Origin of the sequence: Nonomuraea thailandensis (assembly GCF_024172165.1) — a bacterium.
Classification (GTDB): Bacteria; Actinomycetota; Actinomycetes; order Streptosporangiales; family Streptosporangiaceae; genus Nonomuraea; species Nonomuraea thailandensis.
Genome location: NZ_JAMZEB010000002.1, coordinates 9,052,592 through 9,067,804, shown reverse-complemented (window position 1 = coordinate 9,067,804; position 15,213 = coordinate 9,052,592). Strand labels below are relative to the sequence as shown.

The 15,213-nt window shown below is 73.0% G+C and carries 14 protein-coding genes; 5 read left to right on the top strand and 9 right to left on the bottom strand.

What is annotated here, in order from left to right; all coding sequences use genetic code 11:
• Positions 1-221: 221 nt before the first annotated feature.
• The 5 genes from HD597_RS45385 to HD597_RS45365 all read right to left on the bottom strand — a co-directional run bounded on the left by HD597_RS45385 (position 222) and on the right by HD597_RS45365 (position 5,132).
• On the bottom strand, positions 222-1,448 hold the full coding sequence (locus HD597_RS45385; protein ID WP_308210830.1) for an acyl-CoA reductase: 1,227 nt from the start codon (positions 1,446-1,448) through the stop codon (positions 222-224).
• A gap of 326 nt (positions 1,449-1,774) precedes the next feature.
• Positions 1,775-2,794 carry a LuxE/PaaK family acyltransferase gene (locus HD597_RS45380; RefSeq protein ID WP_253752628.1) on the bottom strand — a complete coding sequence of 340 codons (1,020 nt, stop codon included), beginning with the start codon at positions 2,792-2,794 and terminating at the stop codon, positions 1,775-1,777.
• A gap of 25 nt (positions 2,795-2,819) precedes the next feature.
• A complete protein-coding gene (locus HD597_RS45375) occupies positions 2,820-4,127 on the bottom strand; it encodes an AMP-binding protein (RefSeq protein WP_253752625.1) in 1,308 nt (435 codons plus the stop codon).
• Positions 4,127-4,909, bottom strand: a complete 783-nt coding sequence (locus HD597_RS45370; protein ID WP_253752621.1) for an SDR family NAD(P)-dependent oxidoreductase — start codon at positions 4,907-4,909, stop codon at positions 4,127-4,129. The genes HD597_RS45375 and HD597_RS45370 overlap by 1 nt, the downstream gene beginning before the upstream one ends.
• On the bottom strand, positions 4,884-5,132 hold the full coding sequence (locus HD597_RS45365) for an acyl carrier protein (RefSeq protein WP_080047271.1): 249 nt from the start codon (positions 5,130-5,132) through the stop codon (positions 4,884-4,886). The genes HD597_RS45370 and HD597_RS45365 overlap by 26 nt, the downstream gene beginning before the upstream one ends.
• Positions 5,133-5,294: 162 nt before the next feature.
• Here HD597_RS45365 and HD597_RS45360 point away from each other — a divergent pair, with 162 nt between their 5' ends.
• The 3 genes from HD597_RS45360 to HD597_RS45350 are packed head-to-tail and all read left to right on the top strand — an operon-like array spanning position 5,295 to position 9,673.
• Positions 5,295-6,131 carry a hypothetical protein gene (locus tag HD597_RS45360; protein ID WP_253752618.1) on the top strand — a complete coding sequence of 279 codons (837 nt, stop codon included), beginning with the start codon at positions 5,295-5,297 and terminating at the stop codon, positions 6,129-6,131.
• Positions 6,128-7,753, top strand: a complete 1,626-nt coding sequence (locus tag HD597_RS45355; RefSeq protein WP_253752615.1) for a class I SAM-dependent methyltransferase — start codon at positions 6,128-6,130, stop codon at positions 7,751-7,753. Before HD597_RS45360 ends, HD597_RS45355 begins: the two co-directional genes overlap by 4 nt.
• 33 nt (positions 7,754-7,786) lie before the next feature.
• Positions 7,787-9,673, top strand: coding sequence for a glycosyltransferase family 2 protein (locus HD597_RS45350; protein ID WP_253752612.1), 1,887 nt, complete (start codon positions 7,787-7,789; stop codon positions 9,671-9,673).
• On the opposite strand, the gene HD597_RS45345 is transcribed toward HD597_RS45350, so the two are convergent.
• Together HD597_RS45345 and pseB are read right to left on the bottom strand one after the other, a co-directional pair.
• On the bottom strand, positions 9,674-10,798 hold the full coding sequence (locus HD597_RS45345; RefSeq protein ID WP_253752609.1) for a DegT/DnrJ/EryC1/StrS family aminotransferase: 1,125 nt from the start codon (positions 10,796-10,798) through the stop codon (positions 9,674-9,676).
• Entirely contained in the window at positions 10,798-11,775 is a 978-nt protein-coding gene (pseB, locus tag HD597_RS45340) for a UDP-N-acetylglucosamine 4,6-dehydratase (inverting) (RefSeq protein ID WP_253752606.1), read from the bottom strand. The genes HD597_RS45345 and pseB overlap by 1 nt, the downstream gene beginning before the upstream one ends.
• A gap of 104 nt (positions 11,776-11,879) precedes the next feature.
• On the opposite strand from pseB, the gene HD597_RS45335 reads away from it, so the two are divergent.
• Positions 11,880-12,608 carry a cytidylyltransferase domain-containing protein gene (locus HD597_RS45335; protein ID WP_308210829.1) on the top strand — a complete coding sequence of 243 codons (729 nt, stop codon included), beginning with the start codon at positions 11,880-11,882 and terminating at the stop codon, positions 12,606-12,608.
• A 47-nt stretch (positions 12,609-12,655) separates the two neighbouring features.
• Positions 12,656-13,585, top strand: a complete 930-nt coding sequence (locus tag HD597_RS45330; RefSeq protein WP_253752586.1) for a PseG/SpsG family protein — start codon at positions 12,656-12,658, stop codon at positions 13,583-13,585.
• Here the strand turns inward: HD597_RS45330 and pseI are convergent.
• On the bottom strand, positions 13,582-14,625 hold the full coding sequence (pseI, locus tag HD597_RS45325) for a pseudaminic acid synthase (RefSeq protein WP_253752583.1): 1,044 nt from the start codon (positions 14,623-14,625) through the stop codon (positions 13,582-13,584). The two genes, HD597_RS45330 and pseI, sit on opposite strands and share 4 nt — an antisense overlap.
• The gene (locus HD597_RS45320; protein ID WP_253752580.1) at positions 14,622-15,113 is read right to left on the bottom strand and encodes a GNAT family N-acetyltransferase; all 492 of its coding nucleotides are present in this window, start codon (positions 15,111-15,113) and stop codon (positions 14,622-14,624) included. The genes pseI and HD597_RS45320 overlap by 4 nt, the downstream gene beginning before the upstream one ends.
• Between the last annotated feature and the right edge of the window lie 100 nt (positions 15,114-15,213).

The window sequence follows — 15,213 nt, the reverse complement described above, 5'->3', positions numbered from 1 at the left end:
CCCCGATCGGCCGCCGACGGCCAGCGCCCGCCACAGCAACGTCCCCGGCAGCGCCACTCCACCCCCGACATAAGCGGCGAAGGCACACAGATCACGGACGGAGACCCCGCACCACAGAAAGGCAGCCACAGCCACAGCGCACACGAGCACCACCGGCATCCGGCCTCCCCGCCCAGGAGACACCCGCAACCGGACGAGCGTGCTCTCCGGAGCCGCCAGCGTCATCGAATGACGGTCACCAGGCGCGTGAACTCGGCCGGCAGATCCACCCCGTCCCACACCCGGTGGAAGCTCAACGCGCTGCCGACCGGCACCATGCGATCCACGCCCCGCCCCGCCAGCCCCCTGGCCAGCTCCTCCAGCTCCGCCTGGCCGAACCCGAAGTGCGTCATCGTCTGATCCCGCCGCTCCACCAGCGGCACCAGCTCGCCCAGCGCCCCCAGCCTGGCGTGCGCGAACGTCCCAGCCCCCAGCCACCGCCGGGGCGCCGCAGCCGCGGCCGACAGGCGCACCACGGCCAGCGCGTTCCCGTGGAACTCCACGCTCTCCGCCAGCCCGTCGGCGGCCAGCCCGTACGTGGAGACGCGCTTCTCCACGGCCATCGCCGCGTCCACCCCCCAGCCGCGCACGGTCACCACCCGCGCCACGTGGTCGGTGAAGTCGGCCCGCGCCGCGTCGCAGTCGCCCTCGGACCCCACCCAGAACACGGTCCTGGGGGAGGAGCAGGCGGCCTGGTCGAACCAGTAGGTGTCGTTGACGAACCCCTCGGCGACCGTCACCCGAGCCGCCCGCGGCGCGCACAACCACGCCGCCGCCCGCACCACCGCGAACGACGAACGGTCGGGAAAGGTCAGGTCGCGCGCGTGCGGGGCCAGCGCGTGCCGCCGGATCTCGCGTACGGCGCCGTCGCCGCCCCACACCACCCGCAGGTCGCAGGCCGCCGACAGCGCGGCGGTGACGGCGTCGGAGCGGCCGTAGGAGATGACGCGCTGCGTGGCGGCGATCGCGGGATCGGCGTCGGCCAGCGCCTCGTGCAGCGTCTCCAGGATGGTCTCGGCGACCGGGCCGGAGCGGCGCGACAGGCGTACGACGTTGCGGTTGCCCATCAGGGCCGACAGGGCCCAGGAGTAGACGAAGACGGTGTCGACGTTCGCGGGCGGGACGTGGAAGATCAGGCCACGCGGGACGCGTACGTGCTCGCCGCCGAGCCCTTCGACCGTGCGGGCCAGCTCGCTGGGCCGCAGGAAGAAACCGAGCGAGCCCAGCTCGGGATGCCGGCGCGCCAGCGCGGGCCGCAGCAACCGCCGCCCGAAGGCCGCGAGAAACTCCCTGACCCGCTCGTCACCCACCCGCAGCTCGCCACGCCCCGGCTCGCCACCCAGCCCGTCGAGCACCACCTCGACCGGCACGGTCCCCCCGGCGGGAAACCTGACGTCCACAGCAGCCACGTCCCGCGCCCCGGCGGACGCGTCATACGCTCCTGCGAACGTGTCCCGCGCCCCCGCGGGTGCGTCCCGCACTTCAGCGGACACGTTTCGCACCCCTGCGGATGCGGCGTGTGCCCCCGCGGACGCGTCACGCGCGACGCGGGTAGGTTCGCGCGCGCCTGCGGACGTGTCACCCGCGACGCCGACCGGATCACGTGCCGCACCGAACGCATCACCCGCGACGCCGAACGCATCACGTGCGGCGCCGGAAGGATCGCGTGCGGCGCCGGAAGGTGGAAGTGCCGCCGCGGCCGTGTCACGTGCGATGGTGGTGCGTTCGTCAGGCATCAGCCCTGCCCCATGGTGTCGCTGCAGCCGCGCGCCTCAGCCCGCGGCAGCCTGCCGAGAACCTCGAACCGCTTGCCCGGCCAGCTCCCGTCGTCCACGCCGCGCACCACGCCCAGGTCCTCGGTCAGCAGCACGTGACCCGGATAGGACGTGGGCAGCGTGCTGACCACCTCGATGATCCCCGGCACCCCGGCCGGCGCCTCCTGCCATGTCTCGGGGTCGCGGATCACGACGTCGGCGAAGTCGGGGCAGTAGAGCCCGTCACCGCCGGGCCCCTCCAGGAACACGGTGCCGATCTGCTCGACCATGCCGTAGAAGTTGTGCACCCTGCTCAGCCCGCACTCGGCCGCCAGCCGCCGCCGGAACTCGGCGTTGTCGACCGCCTGCTCGGCCAGCCGCTTCCAGCCGCCGGAGTGGATCAGCACGGCCTGCGACAGGTCGGCGCCCAGGCCGCGCAGGTGCAGCCAGACCATGAACGTGAACCCGAAGACCAGGAACCGCTCGCTCCCGTGGCGCGCCAGGAACCCCTTGACCGCCTCCGCGTCCACCCGCCCCTGCTCGTCGAGCACGAAGGTGTGGTCGCGGCCGAAGTTCATCATGCCCAGCACGCCGGCGCCGCGGGCGCTGAGCGTCGGGTCGCGGACGACCGAGCGGGTGTCGACCACCAGCATCGGCAGTCGCCGCTCGCCCAGCACGGCCCGGATCGTGGCGGCCAGCATGCGGGTCTGCGCCGCCGCGGCCTCCCGGTCGAGATAGACGCGGCTCGGCCGCTGCCCGGTCGTGCCGCTGGAGGTCAGCACCCGGAAGACCTGCTCCTCCGGCACGCTGCGCAGCTCGTGCGTCTTGAACAGCCGCACGGGCAGCCACGGCAGCTCGGCCAGCCGCTCGTAGGGCGGCGCCGCACCGATGGCGTCGAGGATCCTGCGGTACGGCGGGCACGCCGCGCGGTGCCGCTCGGTCAGCGCCGCCAGCTCGGGCACCAGGACGGCCTCCCGCTCCGGCCCGCTCAGCGTGAACACACGCGCTCACCACCGGCCGCGACGCTCATGTGAGTGACTCCAGCGTGCGGTAGTCGATCTTGCCGGTGGCCAGCAGCGGCAGGTGGTCGATGTGCCGCATGTCGAACCCGCTCCAGTGCAGCCGCAGCTCGGCCCCCAGCCGCCGCGCCATGCGCACCTGGGCGGCGGGGTCGAGCGCTTCGGTCCAGACCGTCACCCGGTCGTCGCCGCTGGTCACCGCCACGGGGCCGAGGCCGCGCAGCATGCGTTCGACGTCGTCCATGTTGACCCGGGTGCCGAAGACCTTCGCGATGCGCTTGAGCCGCCCGGTGACCTCCAGGAACCCCTCGGGATCGAGCGCCCCGAGGTCGCCCGTGCGCAGCACCCCGCCCAGGTCGTCGCCCCTGGCCAGATCCTCGGCGTTGTCGGCGTAGCCCATCATGACGTTGGGCCCGCGGTAGACGATCTCGCCGTCGGCGATCTCCAGCGACCCGCCGGGCAGGGCGACCCCGACCGTGCCGAGCTTGTCGGCGAGCCGGTCGGGCGGCAGCACGGCCATGCGGGCCGTGGCCTCGGTCTGCCCGTACATCACGTAGAAGCGCTCCACCTGGGCGGCGAACTCCTCGATCAGGTCCGGCGCGAGCCGGCCGCCCGCCTGCGTGAGCGTGGTGAGCCTGGGGTACTTCGAGCGGTCGAAGCGGATGCGGCGCATCATCGAGTACTGGTACGGGACGGCGGCCAGCGACGTGCAGTCGTAGGCGTGCAGATCCGCCCAGAACGACCGCTCCAGCAGCCCGGCCTCCGTCAGCACCACGGCGCCGCCCGCGATGAGGTGGCTGTTGAGCACCGACAGGCCGTAGCTGTAGTGCAGCGGCAGGCTGGTGGGCGCGATCTCGCCGGGGCCGATCGACAGGGCCGTGGCGATGGCCTGCGCGTTGGCCAGCACGGCCTGGCGCGACAGGCGCACGAGCCTGGGGTTGCCGGTCGAGCCCGAGGTCGCCAGCAGCAGGCCGAGGTCGGGATGCGGGTCGGGCACGTCGGCGCGGGACGGCGGCGGGTCCTCCAGCGGGTTGGTGAACCCGAGCAGCGCCGCCGGCCTGAACCGCTCCGCCAGCTCGGCCAGCGTGGCGGCCGGCAGGTCGGGGTCGAGCAGCGCGATCGGCCGCCCGGCGTGCCAGGCGCCGAGGTAGCAGAACACGGAGGCCAGGGTGTTGCGCATGGCGCAGAACAGCGGCCCGGGCCGCAGCCCGTCGAGATTCTCCGCCGCGCGCTTGACGTAGTGGGCCAGCTTGTCGCCGCCGATGCCCTCCTCCGCGCCGGAGGGGATGAGCTGGGCCTGCGGGTGCGGGAACATCACATCACCAGCCCGCCGTCGACGCCGAGCACCTGCCCGGTCACGAACCCCGCCTGCGGCGACAGCAGGAACGCCACGGCCGCCGCCACGTCGCCCGGCTCGCCGAGCCGGCCGAGCGGGGTCGCCGCGACCACGCCGGCGCGGGCGCCGTCGTCGAGGGTGGCCAGCAGGTCGGTGCGGATGTAACCGGGGGCCACGGCGTTGACCCTGACCCCGGACGGCCCGAGCTCCTTGGCCGCGGCCGAGGTGAGACCGAGCACCGCCGCCTTCGTCGCGGAGTACACCGCCTGCCCCGGCCCGCCCGCGCGCCCCATGATCGAGGCCATCAGCACCACGGCCGGTGACGTGCCCCGCCGCAGCAGCCGGAGCGCCGCCTGCAGGGTGTGCGTCGCGCCGACGGCGTTGACCTGGAAGAGGCGCTCGATGGCGGCCTGCCCCGTCATGCCGAGCAGGCCCGCCTCGTGCACGCCCGCGTTGACCACGAGCCCGTCGAGCCGCCCGTGCCGCTCGTAGATGCGCCGCATCGTGGCGGACACCTGCGCCAGATCTCCCACGTCGCCGGCGACGGAGTCGGCCACGCCGCCGGTCTCGGCCGCGATCTCGGCCGCCGCCTTGGCGGCCCGCTCCTCGTCGCGCCCGTGCACCACGACCGTGTGACCGCAGGCCGCCAGCGTGGCGGCCACGGCCCGGCCGATGCCCCTCGTCGAGCCCGTGACCAGCGCGACCCTGGGCCAGGGGGCAGCGGAGCGGGTGTCGTCAGAGGGCGGCCGCGCCGATGCCATGCTTCTCCAGCAGCTCGGCCGCCTTGGCGAACGAGCTCATGTCGATCATTTCGTCGGTGTCGATCATGACGGAGAACTCGTCCTCCATCGCCGCGATCAGCGCCATGTGCGCAAGGGAGTCCCACTGCGGGATGGCGCGGTATTCGAGGCCGTCGACGTCGGTGTCGGGCGGAAGGTTGAGCGCCATGCGGAAGACGGCCCGCAGGCGATCGAGATGACTCATGATCACTCACTCTCTGTCCTCAAGCCATGACGAAGTGTAGCGGCATTCGCCCGCCAAGGAAAAACCAAGCCCCCGTCCTGAGTAATGGAACCGTATAACGAGGCGTGACCCCCGAGGAGGGCTGGGAATGTCGGATGGGACCACGGCAACCGTACGGGGGGAATGATGGACGAATCCAATCACTGGTACGGGCACTCCCGCATACTCGGCGCGTACTGTGGCCTGACGGACGAGGCGCCGAAACGCATCCAGGGCTTCCTTCAGCACGGATGGAACTATCTGCACGGATTTCCCCCGAACGACCACTGGTGCAGCCCCGGATACCCCCGCTTCGTCTGGTCGGACGTGTTGCGGCGCAGGGGCTGGTCGATGGGCCGCAGGGGCCACTACCTGATCGGCGCCCCCTGGATCTATCTCCTTCACCTGGAGCCGGCGCTCGGCGTGCTGCCTGAACGCAAGGGTACGATCTGGTATCCCTTTCATGGATGGGAAAAACATTCCGTCAGCGGCGACCACGCCCGACTTGCCGATGAAATCCGAGATGTCGAGATTGGCCCTGTAACGGTCTGTCTTTATTGGCTTGAATATGCAAATCCGGACATTCGACGTTCGTATGAATCGAGGGGTTTCCGGGTCATCTGCCATGGCGAGCGTGGATCCCGCTGGGAGGGAAAGGGCCGCGACTTCCTGCGCAAGCAGCTCGTCGAGTTGCGGCGCCACCGCAGGGTGGCCTCCAACCGGCTCGGCAGCGCGCTGTTCTACGGCGCCTCGGTGGGCTGCGAGGTGGCCGTGTACGGCGATCCGATGCAGTTCGAGGACGAACGCCCCGAGTACGGCGGCACGGCCCGCCGCAGACGGCTCTGGCCGGAGCTGCACGGCACGCACGTCGATCCCGGGGTGGCGGCGGAGGTGGCGCGGCGCGAGCTGGGATTCGAGTATCAGGCGACACCGGAGGAGCTACGGCAGATGTTCGGATGGAAGCGGGTGCGCACCGCATGAAGGCCCCGACGAGCGACGAGGCGCCCGAGAACGTCCGGTTGATCGGCGGGGAGATGCTGCTGTGGTCGGACATGGCCGCGATGGGCGGCGTCACCGAGTGGCGGGGCGCGGCGCTGGAGCTGATCAGGCGGACGGTCCCGGAGAGCGGGCGGGTGCTGCTGGTCGGCCCGCATCCGCGCACGCTGGTGGACGACGTGGTCGCGCGCGCCCCGTCGGCCGCCGCGCTGCTGCGCTCCTACCCTGACGCCTGCGCGCTGGGGGCCCGGCACCCCGAGCTGGAGGTGTTCTGCGGCCGGCTGGAGCTGCTGGACGCGGAGGAGCCGTACGACCTGGTGCTGGCGATGGACGGGCTGCTGCGCACCCACTCGGCCGAGGCGCCGGCCGCGGCCTGGAGCGAGTCGCTGGGCGCCCTGGCCGACCTCGTCGCACCCGGCGGCAGGCTGGTCCTCGGCGTACGCAACGACCTGGGCGTGGACCGCTTCATCGAGGCCAGGCCGGCCGACCGTGAGTGCGCCGACGACCAGTGGGCGCCGCACGGCTTCGACCCGAGCTACCCCAGCGGCCCCGAGGCGCTCGACCTGGGCCTCGAATCGGCGGGGCTGAGCCTGCAACGCTGTTACGCGGCCTACCCCGACCGGCGGGCCCCGCGGTCGCTGCTGTCCAGGGAGGCGCTGGCGTTCGAGCTGCCCGAGGCGCTGACGTTCCCGCTGAGCGCCAGGGACGGCGACCGGATGCTGGTGGCCGACCCGCTGCGGCTGTCCCGGCTGGTGTTCAGGCACCGCCTGGGGGAGGAGCTGGCCCCGCTGTGGCTGGTCGTGGCCACCAGGACGCCCCGCCCCGACGGTCAGCCGCGGGCGGTGGAGCTGCCGCTGGGCCTCATCGAGGAGGGCCCGGCCCTGTACGAGCTCACCGCCGCCGGCACCAGGCGCCTGCCCGGCGGCCAGGAGCGGCCGATCCCGGCGGGCCGGGTGGTCGAGGAGATCCTCGTCGAGGCGTGCGCCCGCGAGGACGTCAGGACCGTGCGCGAGGTGCTCGCCGGGCTGGCAGGCTGGCTGGAGTCGGGCGGCGACGTGTCGGCGGCGACCGACAGCCTGGTCTACGACGGCGAGCGGTTCGCCGCGGTCAACCCGCCCGTGGGGCCGGCCGTGCCGCCGGGGCCGCGGGTCGTGCTGTGCCGGATCCTGTGGCGGTTCGCGGTCAGGCTGCTGGCGGCGGGGCACCACCATCCCTGGCCGTGGCCGCTGGAGGCCGAGCAGCTCACGCTGACGCTGTGCGGCATGGCCGGGCGGCCCTGCGACGCGGGCGACCTCGACCGGGCCCGCAAGCTGGACGCCGAGCTGGGCCAGCCCGCCGAGCTGGCCGAGCACGCCCCGACGTACCGCGACCTGCTGGGCGCCCGCGACCGCCTGGCCGACCAGCTCACCGCCGCCCTGGCGAGGATCTCCCGCCTGGAGACCAAGCTCTCCTACCGCGAGCGCGAGCTGGTGCGGGCCAAGGCCAAGCTGCGCAGGACCCAGCGCAAGGCCACCGCCTACCGCCGGACGCTCGGCTACCGCCTCTCCCGCCGCCTGGCCCGCCCCCGCAAGGTCGCCCGCCGCGTCATCCGCCTGCTGTCGGGCTGAGGAAACGAGCTGAGGAAACGATGAGGAGTGCATGTGCCGGTTCTTTCGGTGATCGTCCCGTTCCACAACGTCGAGAAGTACATCGGACCCTGCCTTGACTCCATAGCGGCCCAGACGCTGGAGGAGCTGGAGGTGATCTGCGTGGACGACGGCAGCGCCGACCAGGGTGCGGCCGTCGTCGAGTCCGCGATCGAGGACGACCCGCGCATCACCCTCATCAGGCAGGACAACCATGGGGTGGGTCACGCCCGCAACGTCGGGGTGCGCCACGCGAGCGGCGAGTACCTCGCGTTCGTGGACGGAGACGACACCGTCCCGCGCGACGCGTTCAAGCGCCTGGTGTCGTCGCTGGAGGACTCCGGCTCCGACCTGGCCTGCGGCAACGTCATGCGCCTCTACCGCAACCTGCTCGTCCCGTCGTGGGCGCACCGGGAGGCGTTCGCCAGGCCCGCCAGGCGCACCCACATCACCCGCCACCCGCTGCTGATCCGTGACCGCATGTTGTGGAACAAGGTCTACCGCCGCTCCTTCTGGGACGCCCTGGGCCTGAGCTTCCCCGAGCGCATGTACGAGGACCAGCCCGTGGCCATGGCCGCCCACATCGGCGCCCGCTCGGTGGACGTGCTGGCCAGGGTCGTCTACCACTGGCGCCACCGCGACGAGCCGGACGCCTCCATCACCCAGCGCCGCCTGGAGCCGGGAAACCTGCGCGACCGGCTGCTGTCGGTGCTGCAGACCGCCGGCCTGCTGGCCGCCGGCGCGCCGAAGCTCAAGCCCGACTTCGACCGCGACACGCTGGACATCGACATGGCCGTCGCCGTGGAGGCGCTGGCCGCGATGGGCGGCTCGGCCGACCCCGACCTGGTGGACCTGGCGGTGCGCTACCTCGACGGCGTGTCGCGCGAGGCCTGGCAGAGCCTGCCGTTCGAGCAGCGGCTCCTGGTGCACCTGCTGCACGAGCGCCGCCTCGGCGAGCTGGCGGGCATCCACGCGCAGGCGGAGGACGGGCGGCTGCGGCCCAGGATCGGCTCGGTCGGGCTGCTGCGCAAGCGCTGGTACGGCCGCCACCCGGCGATGCCGGAGCAGCTCTCCGAGGTCTCCGGGGAGCTGGCGTTGCAGACCAGGCTGGTGAGCGTCGACTGGAGCGACGGCGTGCTGCACGGCTCGGGACGGGTGGCCGTGGGCCGGTTCGACGTGGGGGAGCTGCGCCGGGTGCGGGTGCGCACGTGGATGCAGGAGCGGGGGACCGGCGACGTGGTGCCGCTGTCCGACGAGGAGAGCGTGCCCGTCTGGGAGAGCGTCGAGCAGGAGGACGGGGGGCGGCTGCCGGAGCACGCGTTCCCCTTCAGGTTCGCCTTCGACCCCGGCGCCCTGTCGCGCGGTCAGCTCGCCCGGCACGGCCACTGGGACCTGAAGGTGCAGCTCAGAGGGCACGGCCTGCGGCTGGACGGGCGGGTGGCGGGGCCGCGCTGGCTGCCGCCGCTGATCCCGGTGCCGCGGCGGAAGTCCGGGGTGTGGCTGGTGCCGGCGCGCAACGCGAAGGGCGCCTGGGGCGTGCGGCTGCGCACGGCCAACGCGGTCATCGGCGAGTACCGCGTGGACGACGGCGAGCTGATCTTCTCGGGGGAGATGACCGACGTGGGGGACGGCGAGCCGGTGCTGCGGCTGCAGCGCAGGAGCGACGGCGAGGAGATGTACTTCCCCGTGGCGCTGGCCGGGCAGGACTTCCACGCGCGGGTGCCGCTGGCCGACATCGACGAGCGCGTGGGGCACGAGTCGTGGTGGGAGGTGGTGATCGACCAGGGCACCGCCATCCGGCCCCTCGTGCGTACGAGGCAGCGGGCGGTCGCGACGGTGGACGAGCGGCGCTTCCTGATCGACCGCGGCGAGGACGGCTGCCTGCTGCTGGCCGAGCGCTAGCTACCGCAGGATGCCGGCCAGCGTCTCCACGACGTGCTCCTGCTGGGCGTCGGTCAGGCCGGGGAACAGCGGCAGCGACAGCTCCTGCGCGTAGTACGCCTCGGCGTGGGGGCACAGGCCGCGCCGGTAGCCGAGGTCCTCGAACACCGGGTGCCAGTAGGCCGGCACGTAGTTGACCTGCACCCCTATACCGGCGGCCCGCATGCGCTCGTACACCTCGCGCCGCCGCCCGTCACCGACCCTGACCGGGTAGAGGTGCCAGCTCGGCCGCACGTACGCGCGCTGGGCCGGCAGCGTCAGCCCGGGCACGTGGCGCAGCATCGCGTCGTACCGCTCGACGAGCTCGGCCCGCCGCTCGCGGAAGCGCTCCAGCCTGCGCAACTGGCTGACGCCGAGCGCGCACAGCACGTCGGGCAGCCGGTAGTTGAGCCCGAACGCGTGCACCTCCTGGTGCCAGCCGCCCTCGCCGGGGTGGCGCTGCTCGGCGGGCTCCCTGACCAGGCCGTGGTTCCGGAACCGGGCGGCCCGCCGCAGCAACTCGGGGTCGGCCGCCGCCACGGCGCCGCCCTCCGCCGTCGTCACGGTCTTGGTCGGGAAGAACGAGAACGTGGTCAGGTCGGCCAGCGAGCCCACCTGCCGGTCCTTGTACGCCGACCCGATCGAGTGGGCGGCGTCGGCCACGAGCACGGCTCCGGCCTCGGAGGCGACCTGCCGCAGCTCGTCGTAGTCGGCGGGATGGCCGGCGTAGTCGACCGCCGTGACGGCCCGGGTCCTGGAGGTGACCAGCGCGGCGGCGGCGTCGGGGTCGAGGTTGCCGGTGTCGGGCCGCACGTCGGCGAAGCGCACCCGGGCGCCGAGGAGGGCGGCCGTGGCGGCCGTGGCCACGAACGTCAGCGGCGAGGTGACCACCTCGTCGCCCGCTCCGACCCCGGCCGCCACGTAGGCGACGTGCAGCGCCGCGGTGCCCGACGTGACCGACACGCACGGCACGCCGCCCGTCCAGCGGGCCAGCTCGGCCTCGAACCGGCCGACCGCGGGCCCGGTCGTCAGCCAGTCGCCGCGCAGCACCTCGGCGACGGCCTCGACGTCGGACTCCGCGATCGACTGCCGGCCGTAGGGCAGCATCAGCCGGCCACCATGTCGCGCAGGTCGTCGACCGACAGCCACTGCTCGTTGGTGTCGGAGCGGTAGGAGAAGCCCTCCGGCAGCAGCTCGCCGGTGTGCGGTGGCGCGTAACCCCAGGTCGCGATCGTGGGCTGGACGACGAAGCGGTCTTCCAGGCGCAGCGTCCTGCGGCCGTCGTCGGGGCCGATCATCTCCTCGTGCAGCTTCTCGCCGGGCCGGACGCCGATCTCGTAGATCGAGCTGCTGGGGGCCAGCGCCTCGGCCAGGTCGGTGATGCGCATGCTGGGGATGCGCGGCACGTACAGCTCGCCGCCCTGCATGAGGTCGAAGGAGTCGACCACGAACCTGACCGCCTGCTCCAGCGTGATCCAGAACCTGGTCATGCGCTTGTCGGTGATCGGCAGGCTGCTGCCCTGCTGCGCGAGCCGCTGGAACAGGGGGATCACCGAGCCCCTGCTGCCGACGACGTTGCCGTAGCGGACCACGGAGAAGCGGGTCTCGTGGGCGGCGGCGTAGTGGTTGGCCGAGACGAAGAGCTTGTCGGCGACCAGCTTCGTGGCGCCGTAGAGGTTGATCGGGCTGGACGCCTTGTCGGTGGAGAGCGCGACGACCTTGCGCACGCCGCAGTCGATGGCGGCCTCCACGACGTTCTGCGAGCCGGCCACGTTGGTGCGGACGTACTCGAACGGGTTGTACTCGGCGGTGTCGACCTGCTTGAGCGCGGCGGCGTGCACGACGTGGTCGACGCCGTGCATGGCGCGGGTGAGCCGGTCGCGGTCGCGGATGTCGCCGATGAACCAGCGCAGCCGCTCGTCGTCGCCGAAGAGCTGCCTGGCCTCGTACTGCTTGAGCTCGTCGCGGGAGAAGACCACCAGGCGCCGGACCGCGAGTGAGTCGAGCGCGTGGCGGATGAACGCCTTGCCGAAGGACCCCGTTCCTCCGGTGATCAGAATCGACGATCCACTGAGAATGCTCACGTGGCCCCCTGGATTCGCGCTTTACGCGCTGTAGTCGTCGTGGCAGGCGGTAGCATAGCGCGATCGGATAATCACGCGCTGTCACACGGGGGAATGGGGCTTCGGTGCGTATTGTCGGAATTGTTCAGGCCCGTATGGGCTCAACCCGTCTACCCGGAAAGGTGCTGCGAGAGCTGGGCGGCCGCTCTGTGCTGGGCTGGGTGGTCCGCGCCGCGCGTGAAGCGGGAGCGCTGGACGACCTCGTCGTGGCCACCACCACCGAGCCGGCCGACGACGCGGTCGTGGCCGAGTGCCACCGGCTGGGCGTCGCCTGCCACCGGGGGCCCGTCGACGACGTGCTGACCCGGTTCGCGCAGGCGCTGGCGGGGCGGCGGTGGGACGCCGTCATGCGGTTCACCGCCGACTGCCCGCTGCTGGACCCGGAGGTGATCAGGGAGGCGGCGCTGGTCTTCCGCGCCGTGCCCGGGCTCGACTACCTGAGCACCAGTTTGGCGCGTACGCTGCCGCGCGGTGTCGACGTGGAGCTAGCGAGCCGCGCAGCCTTCGCCCGCGCCGACGCCGAGGCCACCGGCTACCACCGCACGCACGTCACCTCCTACCTCTACGAGCAGCCGGGCGAGGCGCGGCTGCTCGGGCTCGCCTACCGGCCCGCCGCCGACGACCTGCGGGTCACGCTCGACACCGAGGACGACTGGCGGCTCATCTCGGCGGTGGTGGCCGAGCTGGGCGACCGGTGCGTGCCGGTCAGGACCCTGGTGGGCTGGCTGCGCGAGCGGCCCGAGGTGTGCGGGCTCAACGCGCACGTGCGGCAGAAGGCCCTGCAGGACGCGTGACCGGCCCGGCACGCCCCGCGCGGGTGGGCCTGCGCTGCGATGCCGGGGTGAGGAGCGGGGTCGGGCATCTGGTGCGCTGCGTGGCACTGGCCGAGGAGCTGTGCGCGCGGGGCGCCGGGGTGGTCTTCCTCGGCGAGATCTGCGGCTCGGCGTGGGCGCGGGCGCAGCTCCGCGAGCGCGGCTTCCCGCTGGTGCCGGCGCCGCGCGAGCCCGACAGGCTGGCCGCGCTGGCCTGCGAGCTGCGCCTGGACGCCGTGGTGCTCGACTCCTACGACCTGCCCGCGCGGACCGGGGCGGTGCTGCGCGAGGCCCGGTTCGCGGTGCTGGCCCTGATCGACGGCGATCCGCTCGGCCAGGAGGCCGACCTCTACCTCGACCAGAACCTCGGCGCCGAGCGGCGGCCCTTCCCGCTGCCCGCCAGGCGGCTGGCCGGAGCCCGGTACGCGCTGCTGCGCGACAGCGTGCGCCGGCGCACCAGGGCGGCCCCGGGCGGGAGCACGGTGCCCAGGGTGCTGTGCTTCTTCGGCGGCACGGACAGCGGCGGCGTCGCCCCGGCGTGGGCGCGGGCGCTCAACGCCACCGGGCGGCCCTTCCTCGGCACGGTCGTCAGCCCGGCCCCGTTCGAGGCGGGCGGGCCGATCACCGTCATCCCGCCGACGGACCGGCTGCCCGAGCTGATGGCCGCGGCCGACCTGGTCGTCACGGCGGCCGGATCGGCCGTCTGGGAGCTGCTCTACCTGGGCGTCCCGACGGCGCTGACCTGGGTCGCCGACAACCAGCTCATCGGCTACGAGGAGCTGGTGGGCAGGGGCGCGGCGGCCGGGCTCGGGCGCGCGGCGGACCCGGCGGCGACCGGCCTGCTGGCCCGCCTGCTCGCCGACCCCGCCGCCCGCGAGGAGCACGGCCGTCGGGGGAGCGGCCTGGTGGACGGCAGGGGCCGCGAACGCGTCGCCGACGCCCTGCTCGGGATCTGCTAGATCAGATCCCAGGTCAGCGGCGTGCCGAAGGGGACGTCGCGGGTGAACCGCCGCCCCATGACCGTCGCGGCGGAGTCGGGAGGCAGGCCGCCGGCGGGCCGGATCGAGCGGACGTTCTCCGGCGTCACGGGCTCGCCCGCGCTCACGTCGCGCACCACGTACAGAGAGCGGCGGAAGCGCAGCCCCTCCCGCTCGGACGGCCGCGGCCCGATCGCCACCTCGCCCAGCGACTCCCAGGCCCGCTCGCTCTCCACCACCAGTGCCGCCAGCTCGGCCGGCTCCAGCGAGAAGGCCGAGTCCACCCCGCCGTCGGCCCGTGACAGGGTGACGTGCTTCTCGATCACACAGGCTCCCAGCGCCACCGCCGCCAGCGCGGCGCCGAGCCCGGGCGTGTGGTCGGACAGCCCCACGACCTCGCCCGTGATCGCGGCCAGCAGCGGCAGCGCGCGCAGGTTGCTCTCCGACGGGCTGGCGGGGTAGGACGCCGTGCACGACAGCACGGCGAGCTGCGTGCACCCGGCCCCCCGGGCCGCCGACACCGCCGCCTCGATCTCGGAGACGGTGGCCATCCCGGTGGAGATGATCAGCGGCTTGCCCGTGCCGGCCGCCAGCCGGATCAGCGGCAGGTCCACGATCTCCGAAGAGGCGATCTTGTACGCCGGCACGCCCAGCTTCTCCAGCAGCTCGACCGCCGTCGGGTCGAACGGCGCCGAGAACGCCGCCAGCCCCCGCTCCCGCGCCCGCGCGAAGATCGGCTCGTGCCACGCCCACGGCGTGTGCGCCCGCTCGAAGAGCCGGTAGAGGCTCTCCCCGCCCCACAGCTCGTGCTCCTCGCCCAGCCGGAACGGCGGGGCGTCGCAGTCGATGGTCAGCGTGTCGGGCGTGTACGTCTGCAGCTTCAGCGCGTGCGCCCCCGCGTCGGCCACCGCGTCCACGATGGCCAGCGCCCGCTCCAGGTCGCCGTTGTGGTTGCCGGACAGCTCGGCCACGACGAACGGCGGATGTCCCGGCCCGATCGCCCGTCCTCCGATGGAGATCATCCTTCTTCCTTCCTGATCTCGAAGGTCACGGCGTCGCGCGTCACCCCGTCCACGACCTGCTTGCGCCGGCCCACCTCGACGAACCCGAACCGCCTGTGCAGCCGCATGACCGGCTCGTTGCCGTCGAGCACCTCGCCGCGCAGCCTGCGCAGCCCGAGCGGGCCGAAGGCGTGCCCCACAGCCGCCCGCTCCAGCCCGATCCAGGCCCGCAGCAGGCTGCCCTGCCGCTCCAGCGTGGCCAGGTCGAGGTAGTAACCCCAGGTGGCGCTCTCGGGCGTGAGGTCGGAGTAGGTCACCACCCCCGTGGCGACGCCGTGGTGGTCGTAGATCAGGACCCGCCTGCCGGGGTCGGTGCGGACGGCCGCCCACCAGCGCAGATGCTCGTCCTCCGTGATCTCGTGCGTGGTGAAGCTGGCGGCGCGCACGCGCGGATGGTTGCGCCAACGGCGCATGTCCGCCAGGTCATCGCCCTGGACCTCCCTCAACACCGTCGGCCCCCTTACTCTTTGTCATTGATCTCTTGCACAACGTAGCGGATTACGCGTCCGGTAAAGAGCTCATCAGGGACAGTCATCGGACACGGAATCC

What these genes read in the sequence shown, in the direction of transcription:
- HD597_RS45375 (WP_253752625.1), bottom strand. Translation starts at nt 4,127, where the DNA reads ATGTTCCCGCACCCGCAGGCCCAGCTCATCCCCTCCGGCGCGGAGGAG.
- HD597_RS45370 (WP_253752621.1), bottom strand. Translation starts at nt 4,909, where the DNA reads ATGGCATCGGCGCGGCCGCCCTCTGACGACACCCGCTCCGCTGCCCCC.
- HD597_RS45365 (WP_080047271.1), bottom strand. Translation starts at nt 5,132, where the DNA reads ATGAGTCATCTCGATCGCCTGCGGGCCGTCTTCCGCATGGCGCTCAAC.
- HD597_RS45360 (WP_253752618.1), top strand. Translation starts at nt 5,295, where the DNA reads ATGATGGACGAATCCAATCACTGGTACGGGCACTCCCGCATACTCGGC.
- HD597_RS45355 (WP_253752615.1), top strand. Translation starts at nt 6,128, where the DNA reads ATGAAGGCCCCGACGAGCGACGAGGCGCCCGAGAACGTCCGGTTGATC.
- HD597_RS45345 (WP_253752609.1), bottom strand. Translation starts at nt 10,798, where the DNA reads ATGCTGCCCTACGGCCGGCAGTCGATCGCGGAGTCCGACGTCGAGGCC.
- pseI (WP_253752583.1), bottom strand. Translation starts at nt 14,625, where the DNA reads ATGATCTCCATCGGAGGACGGGCGATCGGGCCGGGACATCCGCCGTTC.